Consider the following 19,209-nt stretch of genomic DNA (forward strand, 5'->3'; position numbering starts at 1 on the left):
ATCAGCCGATCGGGGACGGCGTGCGGGTACCGGCGCCCGGGCCCCTGGCGAAGCCTGCAGGGACGACGACGTCGTCGGGTGTCAGCTCCTCGACGGAGGAGCGACCCAGCCCGAGCAGCGCCGAGTCGATGCCGCCGCGCAGGATGTCCAGCACGTTCTCCACACCGGCCTGGCCGCCCGCCGCCAGCCCCCACAGGTACGCGCGCCCGATCAGCACGGCCCTCGCGCCGAGCGCCAGAGCCTTGACCACGTCACTGCCGCGCCGCACACCCCCGTCGAGCAGCACCTCAATCTGCTCCCCCACGGCCTCGGCGATGGCTGGCAGGGTACGGATGGGGGCCGGGGTGCCGTCCAGGTTGTTGCCGCCGTGGTTGGACACCGAGATGGCGGTGACGCCCGCGTCCACGGCCCGTTGGGCGTCGTCCACCCGGCTGATCCCCTTGAGCAGGAACGGCCCGCCCCACTGCTCCCGCAGCCAGGCGACGTCCTGCCAGGTGGCGGGCGGGGTCTGCATCCACTGTCCGTAGGCGCCGAAGAACGTGGGCGCGTCCTCGCCGGGCTGCTGGAGGTTGGGCGTGGTCAGGTCCGGCAGGCGCCGGGACTTGGCGAAGTCCCACAGCCAGCCCGGACGCGAGATTCCCTCGGGCGCGAACCGGGCCATCGCCCTGAGGTTCAGCCGCTCGGGGATCCACGGGCTGCCCCAGTCCCGGCCGTGGGAGAAGGACCAGTCCAGGGTGACGATCAGCCCCTTCGCCCCGGCGGTGCGGGCCCGGTCCAGCTGCGCCAGCATGAAGTCCTTGCTGCCCATCCAGTACATCTGGAAGAACATCTGCGGGTTGGCCGCGACGACGTCCTCAACTGCCTTGCTGGCGAAGGAACTGAGCCCCATCGCCGTGCCCCGGGCCGCCGCCGCGCGCGCCACCGCCAGCTCGCCGTCGGGGTGCACCGCCTGGACCCCGGTCGGGGAGATGAGCACCGGCAGGGAAACCGACTGTCCCAGCACCGTGGTCGTCAGGTCACGCTTGGCCGGCAGGTCCGCCACATGGGGCACGAAGCCCAGTTCGGCGAAGGCGTCGGTGTTGTCGCGGTAGGACACCCCGCGTTCGGAGCCGGCCAGCAGGGCGCTGTAGACCGACTTGGGGAGCCGCTTCTCGGCCCGTCGCTGGGCTTCGGCCACCGTCTCGAACCATCCGTTGTTGCCCACGGGGCCTCCCTCAGAGTTCCAGCCCCGCGAGGGGGCTTTCGTCGCAGTCACGCTCGGGGCGGCGCAGCGTCGGTATGCCGAGCGGCACCGGCGCCTGCCGCACCGGTCCTCGATGTGAGTGGTCTCCGCTGGGGCGGGGCGCACCGGCCTGGTCGACCGAGGACAGTGCCGCGGCGCCGTGCCCCTGCACGCATTCGGGGTCCGGTCCGTCCAGCGGCAGCCCGATGAAGAACTTCGCGGCCATGCAGCCGCCCCGGCAGGCGTCGAAGGCCGGGCACGCGGTGCACGCCCCGCCCGTCTGCGGCCGGCGCAGGTCGGCGAAGAGCGGCGACTCGCGCCAGACTCCCGTGAAGCCGCCCTCGGCCCGTACGTTCCCGGCCATGAAGGTGTCGTGGATGGCGAACGGGCAGGCGTACACGTCCCCGACCGGATCGATCAGGCACACCACCCGGCCGGCCCCGCACAGGTTCAGTCCCGGCAGCGCTTCCCCGTAGGCGGACAGGTGGAAGAAGGAGTCCCCGGTGAGGACTTCCTCACCGTGGTCGACCAGCCAGTGGTAGAGATCGCGCTGTTGCTCGGCGGTCGGGTGCAACTCGTGCCATACGTCCGCGCCGCGCCCGGAGGGACGCAGTCGGGTCAGCCGCAGTTGGGCGCCGTACCAGTCTGCGATCTCCTTGAACGCGTCGAGCTGGCCGGCGTTGTGCCGGGTCACCACCACCGAGATCTTGAAGCCGCCGAAGCCGACCGCGGCGAGATTCTCCATCGCGCGGATCGCGGTGGCGTAGGAGCCGGCGCCGCGGACGGCGTCGTTGACCTCGGCCGTCGCGCCGTCGAGCGAGATCTGCACGTCCACGTAGCTGTTGGCGGCCAGCCGGCTCGCCACTTCGGGCGTGAGCCTGACGCCGTTGGTTGAGAACTTCACCCCTACGCGGTGCGCGGTGGCGTAGTCGACCAGCTCGAAGAAGTCGGGGCGGATGGTGGGCTCTCCGCCGCCGATGTTGACGTAGAAGACCTGCATCCGCTCCAGCTCGTCGATCACCGCCTTGCACTCGGCGGTGGTCAGCTCGCGCGGGTCGCGCCGTCCGGAGCTGGACAGGCAGTGCACACACGCGAGGTTGCAGGCGTAGGTCAGCTCCCAGGTCAGACAGATCGGTGCGTCCAGGCCGTACTGGAAGTGGTCCACGAGACGGCCCGGGCCGGCCTGCCGGTCAGGGGCTACGGGAGCGCTGGTCACGGTGCTTCCTTGGTTCGAGGTGCGTCGCCCCGCGGCAACTCGTCTCGCGGGGTGATCATGCGGGAGGCAGCCAGGGTGGCCAGCGCGGTCCGGTACCGGGGCATGTCCGCCTCCGGCACGTCTGCGACGTGGCAGGCGGCACGGGCGCTGGGCTGGTCGGCCAGGGCCCGGATCACGGCCAGCAGGGTGCGGTCCTTGACGAACGACAGCCGCCGGGTGCCGAAGTGGTACAGCAGGGCGCCGAACGGTTCAGGCCGCACGGCGACCTGCGGGTCCAGCGTCCAGGCGCCGTCCAGCGCGAAACCTGCGGTGGCGGGGGTGTGGGGGGCGGACATCACGGGCCGGCTCAGTACACGCCGCACATGCCGTCGATGGACACTTCCTCGACCAGCAGATCCTGGTCGACGAGGTCCTGTACGACGGACTGCTCGTCCTCGGTGGCGGAGCCGGCCGAAGCGGGAACCGCGGCCTGCGCAAGGTCGGTCATGGAGAACTCCCTGATTGCCCGGGACGCGCTGTCCGCGGCGCGCCCACTGCATGACGGCACCCGGTGCCGTGCTTGGTCTGTCCCGTCGACGCTATGCGGCCGGACGATCCCGACATTGGGAGCGAGTGCCAGCCGATGGGCGGGGGATGCCAACCTCCGAGCCGCGGCTCTCCCCACGCCGAGAGGTGGGCCGCGTCCCTGTGGGCGACAGCGCCGCTCTCCGGGGCGCGTCCAGGAACGATCCGGCGGGGGGGCGGTCGGTACGGACCCGTGGCGTCAGGCGCCTTCTGCCCCATCGCCCGGGGAGCGGCCCGGCCCGGAGCCCCTGCGGTGTCGGCGCTCGGCGCCCAGGCCCGCGTAGTACTCGATGAGGGCGGGGCATCCACCGTGGCAGGGTCGACGACCTGTGCGGCCGGGCTCCCTGGAGGAGCCGCTTGACCGGGACCTCGAGTTCTTGCCGGTGCGGGTGTGCGGGATCGCCGGGACGACGAGGATCTCGTCGGGGACATGGCGGGGCGAGGCACCGGTCCGGACGGCGTCGCGAATGCGGTCGCGGAGGGCGTCGTCCAGTGTCACCCCGGGCGTGGGAACCACGAACAGCGGCATCCAGTAGCCGCCATCGGATTCCTCCGCTCCGATGACCAGGGCCTCGGTGATCTCGGGGAGGCGTTCGACGACGTCGTGGATGTCGGCGCTGCCGAGACGTACGCCGAGGCGGTTGAGGGTGGAGTCGGAGCGGCCGCGCACGATGACCGCGCCGTGGCCGGTAAGGGTGATCCAGTCGCCGTGCCGCCACACGCCGGGGTACGCCGAGAAGTACGCCTCGCGGTAGCGGCTGCCCTCGGGATCGTTCCAGAAGTAGAGCGGCATGGACGGCATCGGCCGGGTGACCACCAGCTCGCCGACCCGGTCCACCACCGGGAAGCCTTCGGCATCGTACGGGGCCAGCGCTTACGAGGCGCTGGTGGTGACCTTCTTCGGCCAGGGCGCGTCCGCGGGAACCTTTCCGTCATCGACCGCTTCGCGCGGCCCGACTACATCCAGCACAACCCGACGCTGGCCGACGGGACCAAGGATCATCGGCGGGAACGCGACGGTGGGTGAGGGTGACTGGAAGCCCGGGTGGGTGGCGCTGCTGGAGTTCCCCTCGCTCGAGCGGGCGAAGGAGTGGTTCGACTCGCCCGAGTACGCCCCGCTGAGGCGGCTGTGGGAGGAGAGCACCCGCTGCAATGTCGTCATCTTCAAGGGCCCTTCCGTCGGCGGCCTGAGAGGGCTGCTGTCGGCGGCGGCCGCGAGGTGGCGAGTAGCTCGGCCGGTTGCGGCGCGGACTGACTCCGCGCCACGCTCCTCGTCCGCCGTGTGTGAGTCGGCTGACAGCCGCTGCCTGCCGCGTCCGCACCGGCTACGGCGTACCGGCGAGCCTGCCCATCACGTCGTACATCTGCTGCCGGGTCAGTGGACCGACGGGCAGCGGCCCTTGTGCGGCTTGTGTGCGCAATCCGTCGAGCAGGAAGGCGACACCGCGCCGCCAGGCGTCGGGCGCGACGTCCGCGGCCGCGTGGGCGAGGAGGGCGTTGGTGCCGAGGACGAACAGGAGGTCCTCGCCGGTGAAGTCCGGCCGGAGGGTGCCGGCGCACTGGGCGCGCTCGATGATCCGCGTAGCGGCGTCCTGTGTCCGGCCGCACACGGCCATCAGGCGCTCGGCATCCGGATAGCGCCCACTGACCACGCCGGCGACCACGGGATCTACAGCCTGCAGTTCGCAGAGCTTCTCGATGTAGTACGCGAACCCCTCCCAGGCGTCCTCGAAGGCCAGGGCGCGCTCGGCGACCTCGTCGAGGCGACTCGCGGCCAGGTCGGTCACGACCTCGTCGATGAGCGCCTCGCGGGTGCCGAAGAGGTTGTAGAGGGTGCCATGGCTCACGCCGGCCCGACGGGCGATGTCCTTGAGGGGCACCTGGAGACCGCGCTCCTGGAAGAGCTCTGTGGCGGCTGTCCGCAGTTTCTCCGCGTTGCGTCGTGCGTCGGCTCGCATCCGGTCGTCCCTCCTGGTCCTGGCGTTGAGGCCTCCATGGTCGCACTCCCCCGACAGCACCAACTTGACCACGGGGTCAAGATGCATGTTACCGTCGTGACTAAGTTGACCCTAGGGTCAAGATTACTCCCAGAACAAGGAGCAGTCCCATGTCCAAGGTGATCGCCGTCTTCGGTGCCGGCACAGGTCTCGGCGCATCTGTGGCCCGCCGTTTCGGGCGGGAGGGTTTCCGGGTCGCCTTGGTGGCCCGGCGCAAGGACCGCCTGGACACCCTTGTCGAGGAGCTGGCCGGTGAGGGCATCGAGGCGGTCGCGTTCTCCGCCGATCTGTCCAAGTCCGCCGAGGTGCCTGCCCTCATCGAGGCGATCCGCGACCGCTTCGGCCGGATCGATGTCGTCGAGTACGGGCCGATCAGCGGCGACCAGGGCTTCACCCCGGCCGCCCAGGTGAACGCGGTGACGCTGGAGGGTCTGCTCCCGCTTCTGCTGCTCACCCCGGTCGAGGTGGTCCAGGCCGTACTGCCGGAGTGGACCGAGCGCGGCGACGGAGCCTTCCTGCTGACCCACGGCTACTCGGCGGCGCAGCCGTTCCCACACCTCAGCGGCGTGGGCCCGGTGATGTCGGCTGCCCGTAACTACCTGTATTCCCTCAACGCCGAGCTGGCCGGTACGGGGGTCTACGCCGGCACGCTGACCATCGGGGCCTCCATCACCCGCAGCGAAATGGCCGAGGCCGCGGCGGCCCAGGTCGATGCCGAGGCGGCCGACAGTGCCCAGTTCCCGGTCGTCGACCCGGACGAACTCGCCGCGCACTACTGGGACATGTACGTCAATCGCGACCGCGTCGAGCAGTTCCACCCCGAGACGCTGACACCGCAGGCTGCTGCATAACACTCACTGGGAAGAGGTACGTCGAACATGACATCAAGTCAGAAGACCGTCTCCGTGCAGGCGGATGACACGGTCGCTCAGCACATTCCTGATCAGGACGACCGGGCCGGAGCGACCGAGGTACGTCCCGCATTCGTGACGCTCGCGGCGGACGACACCGTGGGCGTGTGCACGGTGGACGGGGTGTGTTCCTGATGAGCGCGTACGCACACTCGGAGGACCGGCTCGTCATAGATGTGTGGAGCGACATCATGTGTCCGTTCTGCTACATCGGCGACACCCTGCTCGCGCAGGCCCTGGAGAAGTTTCCCCACGGCTCCGACGTCGAGATCCGCTACCACAGTTACCAGTTGATGCCGCATCTGCCGACCGACCGCGGCGTCGACCTGAACGAAATCCTGTCGAAGGAGCGCGGTTTCCCCAAGGCGCAGGCCAAAGCGATGAACGCTCAGGTCTCGGCCCGCGCGGCCCAGATCGGGCTGGACTTCCGGCTCGACTCCGCGATCGCGATCAACACCCGCGCTGCCCACCGGCTGATCTACTTCGCCGAGAGCCAGGGCCGTCAGCACGACATGGTCCAGCGGCTGTTCCGCGCCTACTTCACCGACGGCCTCAACGTCGGCGATCACGACGCTCTCGCCGGCCTCGCCGCGGAGATCGGCCTTGACCGTAGTGCCGCCCGTGAAGCACTCGACACCGGCGCGTTCGACGCCGAGGTCGATGCCGATGTGCGGCACGCCGGGCAACTCGGCATCACCGGCGTGCCGTTCTTCGTCTTCGACGGCCAGTACGCCGTCTCCGGCGCCCAGCCGGTCGAAGCGTTTCTGCAGGCACTCGACGTCGCCTGGAAGGGAAAATTCGCCAAGAGCGCATGAGCGGACGGCCGCATATCCCCCTTCGAATCCAACGGGCAGGTAGTTGTCTGACAGGTCAGGTTGGTTCCCGCGTCGGATGACCCCCCAGGGGTGCCGAGGCAGATTCGCGACTCGGCCGGCTACGGACTGCTCGTACGGCGCGGTGGCTGGCGTGGCCTGCGTCTCGGGCTCGGCGGCCGTTGGGGGGCGAGGCCGCCTCGTGCCGTAGGACGGGCCGCTACTCCCAAAACTCCGCTGCACGGCGGGACCAGCTCATCGGCCGCCTCACGGGTAACCAGCGAGACCACCCGGTGGGGGGCCTGACTGGCCCGGCATCTTGCCGTTGCTGTGCATGGTCCAGGCGGAGTCGTCGATCACAGCGACGACGTTCTCGTTTCCGGGCACGGCCAGGAGAGGACTGTAGGCCATGAGGTCCAGAACGCCGCTGGGTGATGTGTCTTTTTCCCTGGGCCAACAGGCTGGTCAGCCCCACGAAGTCCCTGGCGTGGTATGCCGTGGACAGGGCTTCGATCTGCGTCAGGTACTGGATGTAGGGCTCGTTGCGAACCATGAGGTCGTCGGGGCCGTGACTGCCGAGCTGCCGGTATTGCTCCAGCAGGTTGGCGTATTCCACTGTGCCTGCGACGCCTCGGTGGGTGAGCAGGAGGTACTTGGCGGACCGACCTCCGCCAGCAGGCCTCCGGCGAGCAGCAGGAGGGCGAGCTCGACTACCGCGAGCCCAAGCACCGCCTGGGCCTGGACCACTTCGAGGGGCATTCCTGGCCGGGCCGGCTCCATCACGTCACCCTCGTGACTGCCCCCCACGCCTTCCTCACCGAACAGCGCCTGGCCCCAAAAGTGTCCGAATCGGTCTCACCCTCTACCAGGTCCCCGACGTCCTCCAGGACGTCCTGAGGTGCTGGGCCGGCATCTGCACCACCTGCCACCAACCCCTCCCCAGCGGGTCGCACTCAAGGCCGAGAGCGAGATGGACCTAACGGATTCCTACTAGGTGGTCCACAAGGACCGTGGCCTTCAGACCGGGCAGGGCACGCGCCAGTTCGAGGACGACCTCGCAGCGATCGTGCGCGGTGCCGTTGAAGAGGTAGCCGTCGGCCGCGATCAGCACGGTCGGTTCGAGCTGGGCGAAGCGCTCGGCGGCGGCCCTGGGGCGTAGTCCTGGCCGCACACCGACCAGACGGCGCCGAGGCTCGCGGCGGCGAGGAACGCGATGATCGCGTGCGGGGTGTTGGGCAGATGGCCCACGACCAGGTCACCCTGCCCCGCCCCCAGATCGCGCAGCGTCGCGGCGACCGAGGCGGCCCGGGCTCGCAGCTGCCGCCCGGTGACCTCGTATCCGGAGCCCGTCTCATCGAGGGCGACGATCACTGGGGCGTCGTCGGTGAGCTTGCCCAGGGCGTGGTCGGTGCAGTTGAGCGTGGCGCCGGGGAACCACTGGGCCCCGGGCATCCGCTCCTCCACCAGCACCCGCTCGTACGGGCGTCCTCCTCGATGTCGAAGTACTCCCAGACCGCGCCCCAGAACCCCTCCAGGTCGGTGACCGGCCAACGGTGCAGGGAGGCGTAGTCCGCGTCGACGGCGACACCCTGGCGCCCCGGCCGCCCAACGGGCGAAGTCCGCGATGCGGCTGCGCTCGGCGGTCTCCGGATCGGGGGTCCAGAAGGGGTCCGCGAGGGATGACGAGTACGGCGTGGCCATCGGGTGTTCCTCCTCAGCATGGGGCGGGATCGATGGGGCCGGCAGCGGGGCGGCGGGGCACGCGCGGCAGCGGCGGTCGGACCCGGCGCCTGAGGCCGAGGACGCGCCTGCCGCCGCCGGCCCGGACCACGGCCGTGCGCGCGCCCGCGACACGGAGCCACGTCCGACGCCGTTCCGAAGCCCACGGTTGCGTCAGTCAATCATGTCATTCGACACAGCCAAGAGACTTTGTCACTCGACAATGTCGACTGTACGGTGAATGGCAGGCGACTGCCAGACCCGGAAGGAAGGCCCCCGCATGACGCATCCGACCGTTCAGGCCACCGAGGCGATCCCCGAGCGCCCGGCCCTGCCCTACATCGGCCACGCCTTCGGCGTGCCCAAGGGCCCCGACGGCCTGCTCCACCTCGTGAAGGAGTTCAAGGAGCTGGGCCCCCTGTACCGGCTCCGCGTCTTCGGGTCCGAGATCGTGATGATCGCCGGTCTGGATCTGGTGACCGAGCTGGCGGACGAGACCCGCTTCCGCAAGAACGTGCACGGGGAACTGGTCGAGATCCGCCGAGTCGCCGGCGACGGGCTGTTCACCGCCTTCAACCACGAACCGAACTGGCAGAAGGCGCACGACATCCTGATGCCCGCGTTCTCGCTCGGCGCGATGCGCGGCTACCACTCGACGATGCTGCGCGTGGCCCGGAGCCTGATCGCCAAGTGGGACGCCGCAGCCGGGCTGCGCCCCGTCGACATACCGGGCGACGCCACCCGGCTGACCTTCGACACGATCGGGCTGTGCGGGTTCGGCTACGACTTCGAGTCGTTCACCCGCGACGAACTGCACCCCTTCATCGAGGCCATGACCCGTTCGCTCGCCACCGTCCAGGAGAAGAACGAATCGCTCCCGGGCACGGAGGTGTTCAAGTGGAAGCAGGCCGACCGGTTCCGCAAGGACTCCGAGCTGATGGCCGACCTGGTCGACGAGGTGATCCGGCAGCGCCGGGCCTCCGGCGACACCAGCACGGACGACCTGCTCGGGCGGATGCTGCACACCCGGGACGCGGCGACCGGTGAGCCGCTCGACGACATGAACATCCGGCACCAGGTGATCACGTTCCTCATCGCCGGGCACGAGACCACCAGCGGCGCGCTGTCGTTCGCCATGTACTACCTCACCAAGCACCCCGAGGTGCTGGCCCACGCCCAGGCGGAGGTGGACTCCCTGTGGGGGGACACCGACGAGCCCGACCCCGAGTACGCGGACATCGGCAAGCTGACGTACATCCGCCAGGTCCTCAACGAGAGCCTGCGGCTGTGGCCCACGGCGCCCGCCTACGCCGTCGAGCCGCTGGAGGACACTGTCATCGGCGGCAAGTACGCCGTACGCAAGGGCGATTCGCTCATGGTGCTCACGCCGGGGCTGCACCGCGACGCCGCCTGGGGCGAGAACGTGGAGCTGTTCGACCCGGACCGGTTCACGCCCGAGCGGGAGCAGGAGCGCCCCGTCCACCTGTTCAAACCGTTCGGCAACGGTGAACGGGCCTGCATCGGAAGGCAGTTCGCGCTGCACGAGGCCACCCTGCTGCTGGGCCTGTTGGTCCACCGCTACCGGCTGATCGACCACACCGACTACCAGCTGAAGATCAAGCAGACCATCACCATCAAGGCCGACGACTTCTTCCTCCAGCTGGCGCGGCGCGGCAGCGCCGAGCGGCGCCTGCCCGCCGTCGCCACGAGCGGCGCGCCCACGCACCAGGAACGGCCCACGGCCCGGCGGGGCACCGCCACCGCACTGACCTTCCTGCACGGCTCCAACCTCTCGACCGGCAAGGGCATCGCCCAGGACCTGGCCGCGGAGGGTGACGACCGCGGCTTCACGACGTCCGTCGCTCCCCTCGACGACGCCGTGGGCCGGCTCAAGGACGCCCACGGCCCCGTCGTGATCGTGGCCGCCTCCTACAACGGCAAACCCACCGACGACGCCGCGGAGTTCGTCACCTGGGTGGAAGAGCTGGAGCCCGGCTCGCTCGACGGCGTCCAGTACGCCGTACTCGGCATAGGCGACCGCAACTGGGCCGCCACCTACCAGCGCATCCCCACCCTCATCGACGACCGGCTGACAGGTGCCGGTGCCACACCCCTGCTGGCGCGCGGCATCGCGGACGCGTCCGGTGACTTCGCCGGCGCGGTGGACCGGTGGACCGCCGATCTCTGGGACACCCTGCTCGACCGGTACGGGGCCCCGGCGGACACCGAGGGGGCCGTGCCGCAGGCCGACCCGGAGGCCGACGAGGGACTGTACGAGCTGCAGGACGCGACGGACTCGGCCATCGGTGAACTCGCCGCGCGGCACGGCGTCCAGCCCATGGAGGTGCTCGACGCCTACGAACTGGCCGACCTGGACCACCCGTTGGGCCGATCCAAGCGCTTCCTCAGGCTTCGGCTGCCGGAGGGGGTCGCCTATCGCACCGGGGATCACCTGGCCGTGCTTCCACGCAACTCCGAGGAGCTGGTCCAGCGCGTCGCCGACCGGTTCGGCCTCGACCTGGACCGCACCGTCCGGCTGCGCGCCCGGCGACGCACCCGCAACGTCCTGCCCGTCGACAGGCCGCTGACCCTGCGCCACCTGCTCACCGACTTCGTGGATCTGCAGGACTCCGCCACCCAGGAGCAGGTCGCGGTGCTCGCCGAGCACACCGGCTGCCCGCCCGAGCGCCGCCCCCTGGCCGAGCTCACCGAAGCGGACGCCGAGGCCTTCCGTGACCGAGTGACCGCCGCAGGACCGAGCGTCCTCGACCTCCTGGAGCGCTACCGCGCCTGTGAGCTGCCGTTCGAGAGCTTCCTGGAGCTGATGCCGGTCCTGCGTCCCCGCCACTACTCCGTCTCCTCGCCCGCCCAAGCGGCACCGGGCGAGGTCGACCTCATGGTGTCGCTGCTCGCCGCGCCGCACCGCGGTGGGGAGGGCACGTTCCGCGGCGTCGCCTCGCACTATCTGGGAACCGTCCGGGCGGGCGACACCGTGCAGGCCCGGGTACTTCCCTGCCGCGAGGCCTTCCGCCTGCCCGAGGACGAGGCCGTACCGGTCATCCTGGTCAGCGCGGGCACCGGCCTCGCGCCCTTCCGTGGCGCGGTCCTCGACCGCGCGCACACCGGTTCCACCGGAACGCTGCTGTGCTACTTCGGCTGCGACCACCCCGACGTCGACTACCTCCACCGCGAGGAGCTGGAGGCGGCGCAGGCCACCGGGGCCGCCAGCCTGCGGCCCACCTTCATGTACGCCCCCGAGGACGGCGTCCGCTTCGTCCAGGACCGGATCGCCAGGGAGAGCGACGAGGTCTGGGCCGTACTGGAAGCCGGCGGACGCGTCTACGTCTGCGGAGACAGTCGCCGCATGGCGCCCGCGGTGCGGGAGGCATTCATGGCCGTCCACCGCGAACACACCGGCACGGGGGACGAAGAGGCCACCGCATGGCTGGCCGCCCTCGTCGAGTCCGGCCACTACGTCGAGGACGTCTGGGCCGGCTGAGCACGGCGGCAGCCCCCGAAGGGGCGACGGGCCGGGATCCCCCACTCCACCGGCCCGTCGCCCCTTCGGCTTCGGCACGGGCCGGGCGGGGTCAGTCGATCGGGACGGTCACGAGGTCCAGCCGGCCGTCGGCCAGGGCCACGGTGGAGGAGACCAGGGCCCGCAGGCACGCGATCTCGGCGTCCTCGTCCCGCAGTGCGAGGCGCTGGAGGGAGAGCCCGTCGAAACCGGCCAGGAAGAACCGCGCGACGGTCTCCGGCGGGTGGGTGAGGACCTGACCGGTTCGCTCCGCGGTCCGGGCCACGAGATTCGTCGTCACGTCGATCAGATCGCGGTACTGGTCCCCCAGGACCTCGCTCAGGCCGGGTGTGCGAAGAGCGAACATGCTCAACTCGTTCAGCAACTGGTAGTTCGCGGGCTCGTCCCGCACGGTGCGCCACAGGGCCGCGGCCAGCGCGGCGATCGTCTCCGCGAAGCCCCCGTCCTCCGGCGCCGCCAGTTCGAGCTGCGCGAGGAGGTCGTCCGTGAGCTGCTTCAGCACGGCGCGGTACAGGCCGTCCTTGGTACCGAACATGTAGTGCACCGTCGCCTGGGCCACGCCGAGCTCGGCGGCGATGGCACGCGTGCTTCCCGCCGCGACGCCCTCCCGGGCCATGAGGTCGATCGCCGCTTTGATCAGCTGGGGGCGGCGTTCAGCCGCTGAGACGTGAGCCATAGGTAGATGATATCGACTTGGTCTGTCGACAAAGTCGATCGACGAGAGCGGGTCGAGGATGCCAGGGGTCAGCAGGTGCCTGCCTGCTGATTCACACGTAGATTCTGAGGTGTGGGGCCCGACACCGATGCCTTCATCCGTGATCTCGCCCGAGGGCTGGGCCCCCGGGCGGATGAGCTGGCCGAGCTGTTGAGGGGGGTTCTGCGCGACGACTTTCCCGGCATGTGGCAGTACGAGGACCTCGCCGCTCTGGCCAAGCACTCCGCGCACGAAGAGGTCGCCGCCATGCTGGCCGTTCTCGAACACCGGGTGGACGTGGCGGAAGTGCAGACGCCCCCCGGGTCCATCGAGTTCGCTCGACTGGTGGCCGAGCACGGCGTGCCCCTCAGGGATCTCCTGCGCCTCTACCGGCTCAGCCACGCCGGCATGCTTCAGCTGCTCTACGAGGAGGCGGCCGGTCTCAGCGGGGACCAGGAGCTGGTCACCGCGACGATCGCCGCGGTGACCGAGATGAGTTTCCAGTACGTCGACCGCACCTCGGAGCAGGTCGTCACGGCCTACCAGAAGGTGCGGGACCGCCGGCTCCAGCAGCGGCTGATCATGATCGGTGAGGCCGGCACGCGCATCGGAACCACCCTGGACACCACCCTGACCGCCCAGGAGCTGGCCGACTTCGGTACGGGCCGCTTCGCCGACCTCGTCACCGTCGACCTGCTCGACTCCGTACTCCACGAAGACGGCGCCTTCCCCGAAAGCGGTCCGTTCGCACTCCGGCGGATCGCCCGGAGTTCCGTGGTGGACGACTGCCCGGTCTCACCGGTCGAAGCGGGTCAGGCGCACACCTACCCGGAGGGCTCGGATCCCTCTCGCGCCCTGGCCGACGGACAGCCCTCGCGGCACACCATCACACCTCCCGACATCCCGGCATGGCTCGCGCCGTCTCCCGACGACAGGCGAGCTCTGCGATCCGTCGGCGTCCACTCGGTGCTGTTGGTGCCCCTATGGGCCCGTGGGAGCACCCTGGGTCTCGCGCAGTTCCTCCGTCACCGCAACAACGCGGAGCCCTTCGACGACGACGATCTGCTGCTGGCCCACGAGATCGCGTCCAGAGCGGCCGTCTCCATCGACAACGCCCGTCGCTACACCCACGAACGCTCCGTCGCACTGACGCTCCAGCGCAGCCTGCTGCCGCAGCACATGCCGGAACAGTCCGCCGTCGAGTTGGCCTCCCGCTACCTGCCCAGCGGACGGACCGGTGCGGGCGGTGACTGGTACGACGTGATACAGCTCTCCGGAGCCCGCGTCGCCCTCGTCGTGGGCGACGTCGTGGGACGCGGCCTCGGCGCCGCGGCCACCATGGGCCGGCTGCGCACCGCGGTCCGCACTCTCGCCGACATCGACCTGATGCCCGACGAGCTGCTCACCCACCTGGACGACGTGGTGATCCGCCTCCAGCGCGAGGAGGCGCAGGACACGACGGACGGCTTCACCGCGACGTGCCTGTACGCCGTCTACGACCCCGTCTCCGGCCTGTGCTCCGTGGCCAGCGCCGGACACGTGCCGCCCGCCGTCGCCACTCCCCCGGTCCTCGGCGACGACGGCACGATCTCCCGAACGGTCGTCCTCCCCTCCGTGCCGATCGGCCCGCCCCTGGGCCTGGGCGGGCTCCCCTTCGAGACAGTCCAGTTCGAACTGCCACCGGGCAGCCTGCTGGCCCTGCACACCGACGGCCTCGTAGAGAGCCGCGCTCGCGACGTGGACGCCGCGCTCATCCTGCTGCGCGGTGTCCTCGCCCAGGCACCGGCATCGCTCGAAGACACCTGCGACAGGCTGCTCGCCACGCTGCTGCCCGACCGCCCCTCCGACGACATCGCTCTTCTCCTGGCACGGACCCGGGCCCTCGACCCGGACCACGTCGCCACGCTGGACGTGCCCTCCGACCCGGCGGTCGTCTCCGCGGCCCGCGCCTACACATCCGAGAGACTGACCGCCTGGGGCCTGGAAGAGCTGATCTTCACCACCGAGCTGATGGTCAGCGAGCTGGTGACGAACGCGATCCGCTACGGCAAGGACCCCATCCGGCTGAGGCTGATCCTCCAGTCCACCCTGATGTGCGAGATCTCCGACACCAGCGGCACCGCCCCGCACCTGCGCCGGGCGCGCGTCTTCGACGAAGGCGGGCGTGGTCTGCTCCTGGTCGCCCAGCTGGCGGAACGCTGGGGCACCCGGCACGGTCGCGAGGGAAAGGTCATCTGGGCGGAACAGTCCCTGCCGACAGTGGCTGTTGCGGAGGCCGGTGGTCTCGCGACCGCGCCGTGAGACTCGAGGCGCCGGCCTCAGCCGACAGGTGCGGTCAGCGCCCGGAACCGGCTTCCGTGGAAGACGAGCGGCGCCCGCTCGGGGTCCCCGGACAGCGAACGGACCCGCAGCAGTACGACCGTGTGGTCGCCGGCCGCGTACTCGCCCTCCACCTCGCAGTCGAGCCAGGCCGCCGCGCCGCCGACGAGGACGGCCCCTCCCTCGGTCACGCTCCACTCCACCCCGGCGAAGCGGTCCCCGCCCCGCGCCGCGAGCGAGCGCGCCACGGCATCCTGCCCCTCGGCGAGGACGCTGACGCCCAGCCGGGCGGCACCGCGCAACCGCGGCCAGGTCGTGGACGTGTTCTGCATGCAGACCGACACCAGGGGTGGGTCCAGGGACACCGACGTGAAGGAGCTGACCGCCATCCCGTCGGGGACGCCGTCGTCGCCGACCGCGCAGATCGCCGCGACCCCGCTGGGGAAGCAGCCGTAGACACGGCGCAGTTCGGCCGGGTCCGCAAGCTCGGTGATCGGACGCATTCGTGGACACCTTCCGCTGAGAACGTCCCCTGAGGGACGGCACGAGGACTCCGCCGGTCCGCGCCGACGGGAGTGAGCCAGAGGCCGCGCGGTGCGCGGCGAGGAACTTCACGGTGAGCGCGGACACGGCGACCCGTGGGTCGAGCCCGGGCCGACGGCATCCGTCTGCCGGGTTCCGGACATCGAGCAGCCGGGCGGGCCACGTCGGCCTCGTCGACGGTCCGCCCGTCGCCGGGCCTGATCGGCCCGGTGTGGATCCGCCGCCTGCTCCGACTATCGGCCACGGCCGCGGTCGCTCATTGAGTGAGCGCGCCAAGCGGTAGGACGCCTCTGTCACCCCGCTCGCCGACGAGCCGGCCCGGGTTGGTTCGCCGGGCCGGCACCGCGTCGGCTCAGATCCGGCGGGCGAACACCTTCCGGAGCGTCTCGTGGGTGGTCCAGCGACAGACATCACCGGGGACCATGATGCCGACGTCACCGGGACCGAGCTGCCATACCCTGCCGTCCGCGAACTCCGCCGTGGCCCGACCGCTCACGATGACGAACATCTCGTCGCCCTCGACGCCCTCCAGCACTCCGGGGTCCATCTGCCAGACCCCGCGGACCTCGGAGCCGTCCTCCCGGTTCCAGACGGGACCGACGACGATCTCGGTGCCGGGGGTCACCCGCGCCGGGTCCACCGGGTAGGTGACCGTTTCGACAGCGGCCGGGTCGAACTGGACACTCTTCACGGGTTCCTCCTTCAGGGGATGCGGTACCGAGTGCCGGGGAGACCGAATCGGCAGGTCGGCATCCTCACTGTCCTGTGGAGCGATCGCGGAACATTGGACCAGGGCGTCAAGCGGTCTCGTCCGGATGCCATCGGCGACGCGGCCGCGCCCCCGCTCCTCCGGGAGTCCGGAAACCGGTTCGGTTTCCGGCGGGACAATGATGAGTAACGAGCGGCCGACGGGTGGCCAGACATTGCGCCGCCTGCATATGCTGCGAACCAACCGACCGGCTGGCATGTTGTGTGCTGTCAGGGCGGGCCGGGCCTCTTTCCGGTTTCCTGCTGGAGGTAATCGTGGCCAGCATTCAAGTGCGCGGACCCGTCAACGCGGAGCAGGCGGCGGCGTGGCGCGAGGTGTGCGTCTCCCGTGGCATCGCCGACTCCGTCCGGCTTCCCGAAGAGGGGAAGTCGTTCGCCGGTGTGGTCCGCTGGCGACAGCTGGGGGACCTGACCCTGGTCGACATGGAGGCCGAGCCGTTCGGTGTCCGCTACCGGCCCGGTTCCCCGGCCTACGACTACATCGGGTTCGGCGTGAACCACCTGGAGAGCATGGAGCGGTTCGTGTTCGACGACCGCAGCGAGCACATCCAGACCTCGCCCGTCGGCGTGTGGGACCCGGCCCGGCTCGTGGAGTCGGAGGTCCTCAGCCCGATCGCGCAGACGATGGTCCTGGTGCCGAAGTCGGCTCTGCACCTCCGGAACGGACTGCCCCTCACCATGGGCGAAATGGTCGCCCTCCAGGAGTGCTCGTCGCTCCGGATGCTCCGGGACCTGCTCCTGGCTGTCGCCGCGGAGGCCGACCGGATGGCGCCGGCCGAGGTCACGGCGGCCCGCAACTCCATCGTGGAGCTGATGCTGGTCGCGACAAGGCTCCGGTCCGCCACCCCGACCGGGATCGAGAGCGAGGCCATGCGACGGGCCATCGGCACATGGATCGACGAGCGTCTGCACCTCGGCCAGCTCTCCCCGGCCGACGCGGCCGAACACCACGCCGTCTCGGTCCGATCGCTGCACCGTCTCTTCGCCGGGACCGGGGAGACCTTCGGTTCGCTGGTCCGGCGGCGGCGCCTGGACCGCGCCTGGCGCGACCTGATGGCGACCGACGACAAGGTCCAGAGCATCGCGGTGCGCTGGGGCTACTCCGACGCCAGCCACTTCATCAGCGACTTCAAGCGTGTCCACGGCATGACGCCCGTCAGTTACCGTCAGGCCGGCCAGTCGCGCGGTTGACGGGCAGACGCCCCGGACGCCGGTGGGATCCGGCGTCCGGGCAGCAGCTGGGACCACGAGCCGATGTGTTACCGCACATCCGCGGTGTCACCCGCGGTGGACGGGACCGGCGCCGGCCCTTCACCGATGTGCTGGTCGCCGATCCGTGCGTAGACCTCGGGCCGGTGTGTCCGCAGCCAACGGGCGTAGAGCAGGCCGCCCAGCGCGAGCGCGACGACCACACCGATGGCGGCCGTCGCGACGGTCATGTTGCCCCCCATGAGGGTGTCCCGGTTGACGGTGGCCTGGTAGAACACGACCAGCAGACCGATCATGGCCAGCAGTGGGGCGACCACCGTCTTCCACCGGGAGCTCACAAGGCCCGGATTGCGTCGGAAGTACAGGACGACCGACAGCGAGGTCGCCACCAGGAGCCCCAGGACCCCCCAGTTCCCCAGGCCGATCATCGAGGCGTAGACCGTCACCGGGTCCAGCCGCAGGACCGCGGGCACGAGCATCAGCACGAAGACCACACCCGACACCATCGCCGCGGCCCGGGTCGGTGCGTGGTGGCGAGGGTGGACGCGCGCCAGCGAGGCGGGCAGCACTCGGTCGCGGGCGAGGGAGAAGCCGTAGCGGGACGAGATGTTCAGCATGGCGAGCAGGGCGGCGATGCCACTGCTCACGAGCAGGATGTTCGCGAGGTCACGCATGACGACGCTCGTGTACTGCTCAAGGCTGCCCAGGAAGCTGGTCGTCGGGTTGAGCGCGGTCGCGACGGCCGCGTCGGTACCGAAGGCGGCCAGATAGGCCCATGATCCGACCATGTAGAACCCGGCGAGCACGATGACCGTGAGATAGGTGGCGCGCGGGACGGTGCGGTCGGGGTCCCGCGTCTCGGCCCGGAACACCTGGATCGACTCGAATCCCATCAGGCAGGCGACGCCCCACAGCAACGCGAAGCCCATCGACCCCGTCCCGAGCTGCGCGGTGAAGTCGAGGCCGAGGCCCTGCGGCCCGCCGTCGGCGAAGACCGCGACATCCCACACCGACACGATGACGACCTCGATCACCAGACAGACGCCCAGCACCCGCGTCGAGATGTCGATGTTGAACAGGCTCAGAGCCGAACAGATCGACCAGGACACGATCGACCAGGCCCACCAGGGCACGCCGGGACCGTGCAGGGCGTGGACCAGTTCGCTGGTCATGAGGCCGGAGAGGACGAAGGACCCGGCCGCTATCACGATGTAGCAGAACAGGGCGACGAAGCCTGCGCCGAGCCCGGCCACCCGGCCGATGCCGGCGGTGACGTAGGTGTAGAAGGCACCGGGCTTGTCCATGTGGCGCGCCATGGTGACCACGCCGGTGGCGAAGAGGAGCATCAGCCCCGCCACGGCCGCATAGACCAGGGGTGTGCCGGCTCCGATGCCCATGCCGATCATCAGGGGAATGAACGCGGCCATCATCGCCAGCGGCGCGTTGAACGCGAGAGCTGTGAGGACCAGGCCCGCCGTGCCGAGGTTGCCCTCCAGGCGAGGAGCGTCCGCTGATTCCGTGTCGGCGGACCGTTCTGGTGTCGTGGTACTGCGGGAGGTACTTCCGTCCATGGCCTTTTCTCCGTTTTCGAGAGCGGGGAGCTGGGAGCCGCGCGGGACGGATGGGCCCTGGGGGAGGCAACACCCGGTAAGCGGAAGTGTGGGTACCAGGAGCGGCGCGCGATTGGACCGGAGCGC

15 protein-coding genes and 4 pseudogenes are annotated in these 19,209 nt (G+C 70.2%); 8 read left to right on the forward strand and 11 right to left on the reverse strand.

The window, feature by feature from the left end; all coding sequences use genetic code 11:
* Window position 1: 1 nt before the first annotated feature.
* The 5 genes and pseudogenes from mftD to ACWD4O_RS42595 all read right to left on the reverse strand — a co-directional run.
* Window positions 2-1,204, reverse strand: coding sequence for a pre-mycofactocin synthase MftD (gene mftD / locus ACWD4O_RS42575; RefSeq protein WP_451288423.1), 1,203 nt, complete (start codon window positions 1,202-1,204; stop codon window positions 2-4).
* 10 nt (window positions 1,205-1,214) lie between these two features.
* Complete coding sequence (mftC, locus tag ACWD4O_RS42580) at window positions 1,215-2,438, reverse strand: mycofactocin radical SAM maturase (protein ID WP_451288424.1); 1,224 nt, start codon at window positions 2,436-2,438, stop codon at window positions 1,215-1,217.
* Entirely contained in the window at window positions 2,435-2,773 is a 339-nt protein-coding gene (gene mftB, locus ACWD4O_RS42585; RefSeq protein WP_451288425.1) for a mycofactocin biosynthesis chaperone MftB, read from the reverse strand. The genes mftC and mftB overlap by 4 nt, the downstream gene beginning before the upstream one ends.
* A gap of 11 nt (window positions 2,774-2,784) precedes the next feature.
* Window positions 2,785-2,925 (reverse strand): mycofactocin precursor MftA, encoded by a 141-nt coding sequence (gene mftA / locus ACWD4O_RS42590; protein WP_451288426.1) that lies wholly within the window; start codon window positions 2,923-2,925, stop codon window positions 2,785-2,787.
* A 276-nt stretch (window positions 2,926-3,201) separates the two neighbouring features.
* Window positions 3,202-3,876, reverse strand: a pseudogene (locus ACWD4O_RS42595) (AMP-binding enzyme); the annotation flags it as partial.
* Between ACWD4O_RS42595 and ACWD4O_RS42600 the strand changes: the two are divergent.
* Window positions 3,794-4,114 (forward strand): annotated as a pseudogene (locus ACWD4O_RS42600) (DUF1330 domain-containing protein); the annotation flags it as partial. The pseudogenes ACWD4O_RS42595 and ACWD4O_RS42600 overlap by 83 nt on opposite strands.
* 213 nt (window positions 4,115-4,327) lie before the next feature.
* Here ACWD4O_RS42600 and ACWD4O_RS42605 read toward each other — a convergent pair.
* The gene (locus tag ACWD4O_RS42605) at window positions 4,328-5,047 is read right to left on the reverse strand and encodes a TetR/AcrR family transcriptional regulator (RefSeq protein ID WP_451288427.1); all 720 of its coding nucleotides are present in this window, start codon (window positions 5,045-5,047) and stop codon (window positions 4,328-4,330) included.
* Window positions 5,048-5,109: 62 nt separating this feature from the next.
* Between ACWD4O_RS42605 and ACWD4O_RS42610 the strand changes: the two genes are divergently transcribed.
* The 4 genes and pseudogenes from ACWD4O_RS42610 to ACWD4O_RS42625 form a co-directional block, all read left to right on the forward strand.
* The gene (locus tag ACWD4O_RS42610; RefSeq protein WP_451288428.1) at window positions 5,110-5,850 is read left to right on the forward strand and encodes an SDR family NAD(P)-dependent oxidoreductase; all 741 of its coding nucleotides are present in this window, start codon (window positions 5,110-5,112) and stop codon (window positions 5,848-5,850) included.
* 27 nt (window positions 5,851-5,877) lie between these two features.
* On the forward strand, window positions 5,878-6,045 hold the full coding sequence (locus tag ACWD4O_RS42615; protein ID WP_451288429.1) for a hypothetical protein: 168 nt from the start codon (window positions 5,878-5,880) through the stop codon (window positions 6,043-6,045).
* The gene (locus ACWD4O_RS42620; protein ID WP_451288430.1) at window positions 6,045-6,725 is read left to right on the forward strand and encodes a DsbA family oxidoreductase; all 681 of its coding nucleotides are present in this window, start codon (window positions 6,045-6,047) and stop codon (window positions 6,723-6,725) included. The genes ACWD4O_RS42615 and ACWD4O_RS42620 overlap by 1 nt, the downstream gene beginning before the upstream one ends.
* A 699-nt stretch (window positions 6,726-7,424) precedes the next feature.
* A pseudogene (locus tag ACWD4O_RS42625) lies at window positions 7,425-7,619 on the forward strand (IS701 family transposase); the annotation flags it as partial.
* 94 nt (window positions 7,620-7,713) lie between these two features.
* On the opposite strand, the pseudogene ACWD4O_RS42630 reads toward ACWD4O_RS42625, so the two are convergent.
* Window positions 7,714-8,423, reverse strand: a pseudogene (locus ACWD4O_RS42630) (AMP-binding protein); the annotation flags it as partial.
* A 298-nt stretch (window positions 8,424-8,721) separates the two neighbouring features.
* Here ACWD4O_RS42630 and ACWD4O_RS42635 point away from each other — a divergent pair.
* Window positions 8,722-11,940: a bifunctional cytochrome P450/NADPH--P450 reductase gene (locus ACWD4O_RS42635; protein ID WP_451288431.1), complete on the forward strand. Its 3,219-nt coding sequence runs from the start codon at window positions 8,722-8,724 to the stop codon at window positions 11,938-11,940.
* Between the two features lie 91 nt (window positions 11,941-12,031).
* Here the strand turns inward: ACWD4O_RS42635 and ACWD4O_RS42640 are convergent, their stop codons facing one another.
* Window positions 12,032-12,655, reverse strand: a complete 624-nt coding sequence (locus ACWD4O_RS42640) for a TetR/AcrR family transcriptional regulator (RefSeq protein WP_451288432.1) — start codon at window positions 12,653-12,655, stop codon at window positions 12,032-12,034.
* 111 nt (window positions 12,656-12,766) lie between these two features.
* On the opposite strand from ACWD4O_RS42640, the gene ACWD4O_RS42645 reads away from it, so the two are divergent.
* Window positions 12,767-14,974 carry an ATP-binding SpoIIE family protein phosphatase gene (locus ACWD4O_RS42645; RefSeq protein WP_451288433.1) on the forward strand — a complete coding sequence of 736 codons (2,208 nt, stop codon included), beginning with the start codon at window positions 12,767-12,769 and terminating at the stop codon, window positions 14,972-14,974.
* A 17-nt stretch (window positions 14,975-14,991) separates the two neighbouring features.
* Here ACWD4O_RS42645 and ACWD4O_RS42650 read toward each other — a convergent pair whose 3' ends face one another.
* Together ACWD4O_RS42650 and ACWD4O_RS42655 are read right to left on the reverse strand one after the other, a co-directional pair.
* Entirely contained in the window at window positions 14,992-15,495 is a 504-nt protein-coding gene (locus ACWD4O_RS42650; RefSeq protein ID WP_451288434.1) for a flavin reductase family protein, read from the reverse strand.
* 392 nt (window positions 15,496-15,887) lie between these two features.
* Window positions 15,888-16,226: a cupin domain-containing protein gene (locus tag ACWD4O_RS42655; RefSeq protein WP_451288435.1), complete on the reverse strand. Its 339-nt coding sequence runs from the start codon at window positions 16,224-16,226 to the stop codon at window positions 15,888-15,890.
* Between the two features lie 332 nt (window positions 16,227-16,558).
* Between ACWD4O_RS42655 and ACWD4O_RS42660 the strand changes: the two genes are divergently transcribed.
* Window positions 16,559-17,494 (forward strand): helix-turn-helix domain-containing protein, encoded by a 936-nt coding sequence (locus tag ACWD4O_RS42660; protein WP_451288436.1) that lies wholly within the window; start codon window positions 16,559-16,561, stop codon window positions 17,492-17,494.
* Between the two features lie 68 nt (window positions 17,495-17,562).
* On the opposite strand, the gene ACWD4O_RS42665 is transcribed toward ACWD4O_RS42660, so the two are convergent.
* The gene (locus ACWD4O_RS42665; protein ID WP_451288437.1) at window positions 17,563-19,083 is read right to left on the reverse strand and encodes an APC family permease; all 1,521 of its coding nucleotides are present in this window, start codon (window positions 19,081-19,083) and stop codon (window positions 17,563-17,565) included.
* Window positions 19,084-19,209: the final 126 nt, after the last annotated feature.

The sequence above is a fragment of the Streptomyces sp. NPDC002623 genome, from assembly GCF_053592635.1.

Bases quoted from the DNA above. Each gene is read 5' to 3' on its own strand.
- ACWD4O_RS42620 (WP_451288430.1), top strand. From the start codon at position 6,045: ATGAGCGCGTACGCACACTCGGAGGACCGGCTCGTCATAGATGTGTGG.
- mftB (WP_451288425.1), bottom strand. From the start codon at position 2,773: ATGTCCGCCCCCCACACCCCCGCCACCGCAGGTTTCGCGCTGGACGGC.
- ACWD4O_RS42640 (WP_451288432.1), bottom strand. From the start codon at position 12,655: ATGGCTCACGTCTCAGCGGCTGAACGCCGCCCCCAGCTGATCAAAGCG.
- mftA (WP_451288426.1), bottom strand. From the start codon at position 2,925: ATGACCGACCTTGCGCAGGCCGCGGTTCCCGCTTCGGCCGGCTCCGCC.
- ACWD4O_RS42615 (WP_451288429.1), top strand. From the start codon at position 5,878: ATGACATCAAGTCAGAAGACCGTCTCCGTGCAGGCGGATGACACGGTC.
- ACWD4O_RS42650 (WP_451288434.1), bottom strand. From the start codon at position 15,495: ATGCGTCCGATCACCGAGCTTGCGGACCCGGCCGAACTGCGCCGTGTC.
- ACWD4O_RS42610 (WP_451288428.1), top strand. From the start codon at position 5,110: ATGTCCAAGGTGATCGCCGTCTTCGGTGCCGGCACAGGTCTCGGCGCA.
- ACWD4O_RS42605 (WP_451288427.1), bottom strand. From the start codon at position 5,047: ATGCATCTTGACCCCGTGGTCAAGTTGGTGCTGTCGGGGGAGTGCGAC.
- ACWD4O_RS42665 (WP_451288437.1), bottom strand. From the start codon at position 19,083: ATGGACGGAAGTACCTCCCGCAGTACCACGACACCAGAACGGTCCGCC.
- ACWD4O_RS42635 (WP_451288431.1), top strand. From the start codon at position 8,722: ATGACGCATCCGACCGTTCAGGCCACCGAGGCGATCCCCGAGCGCCCG.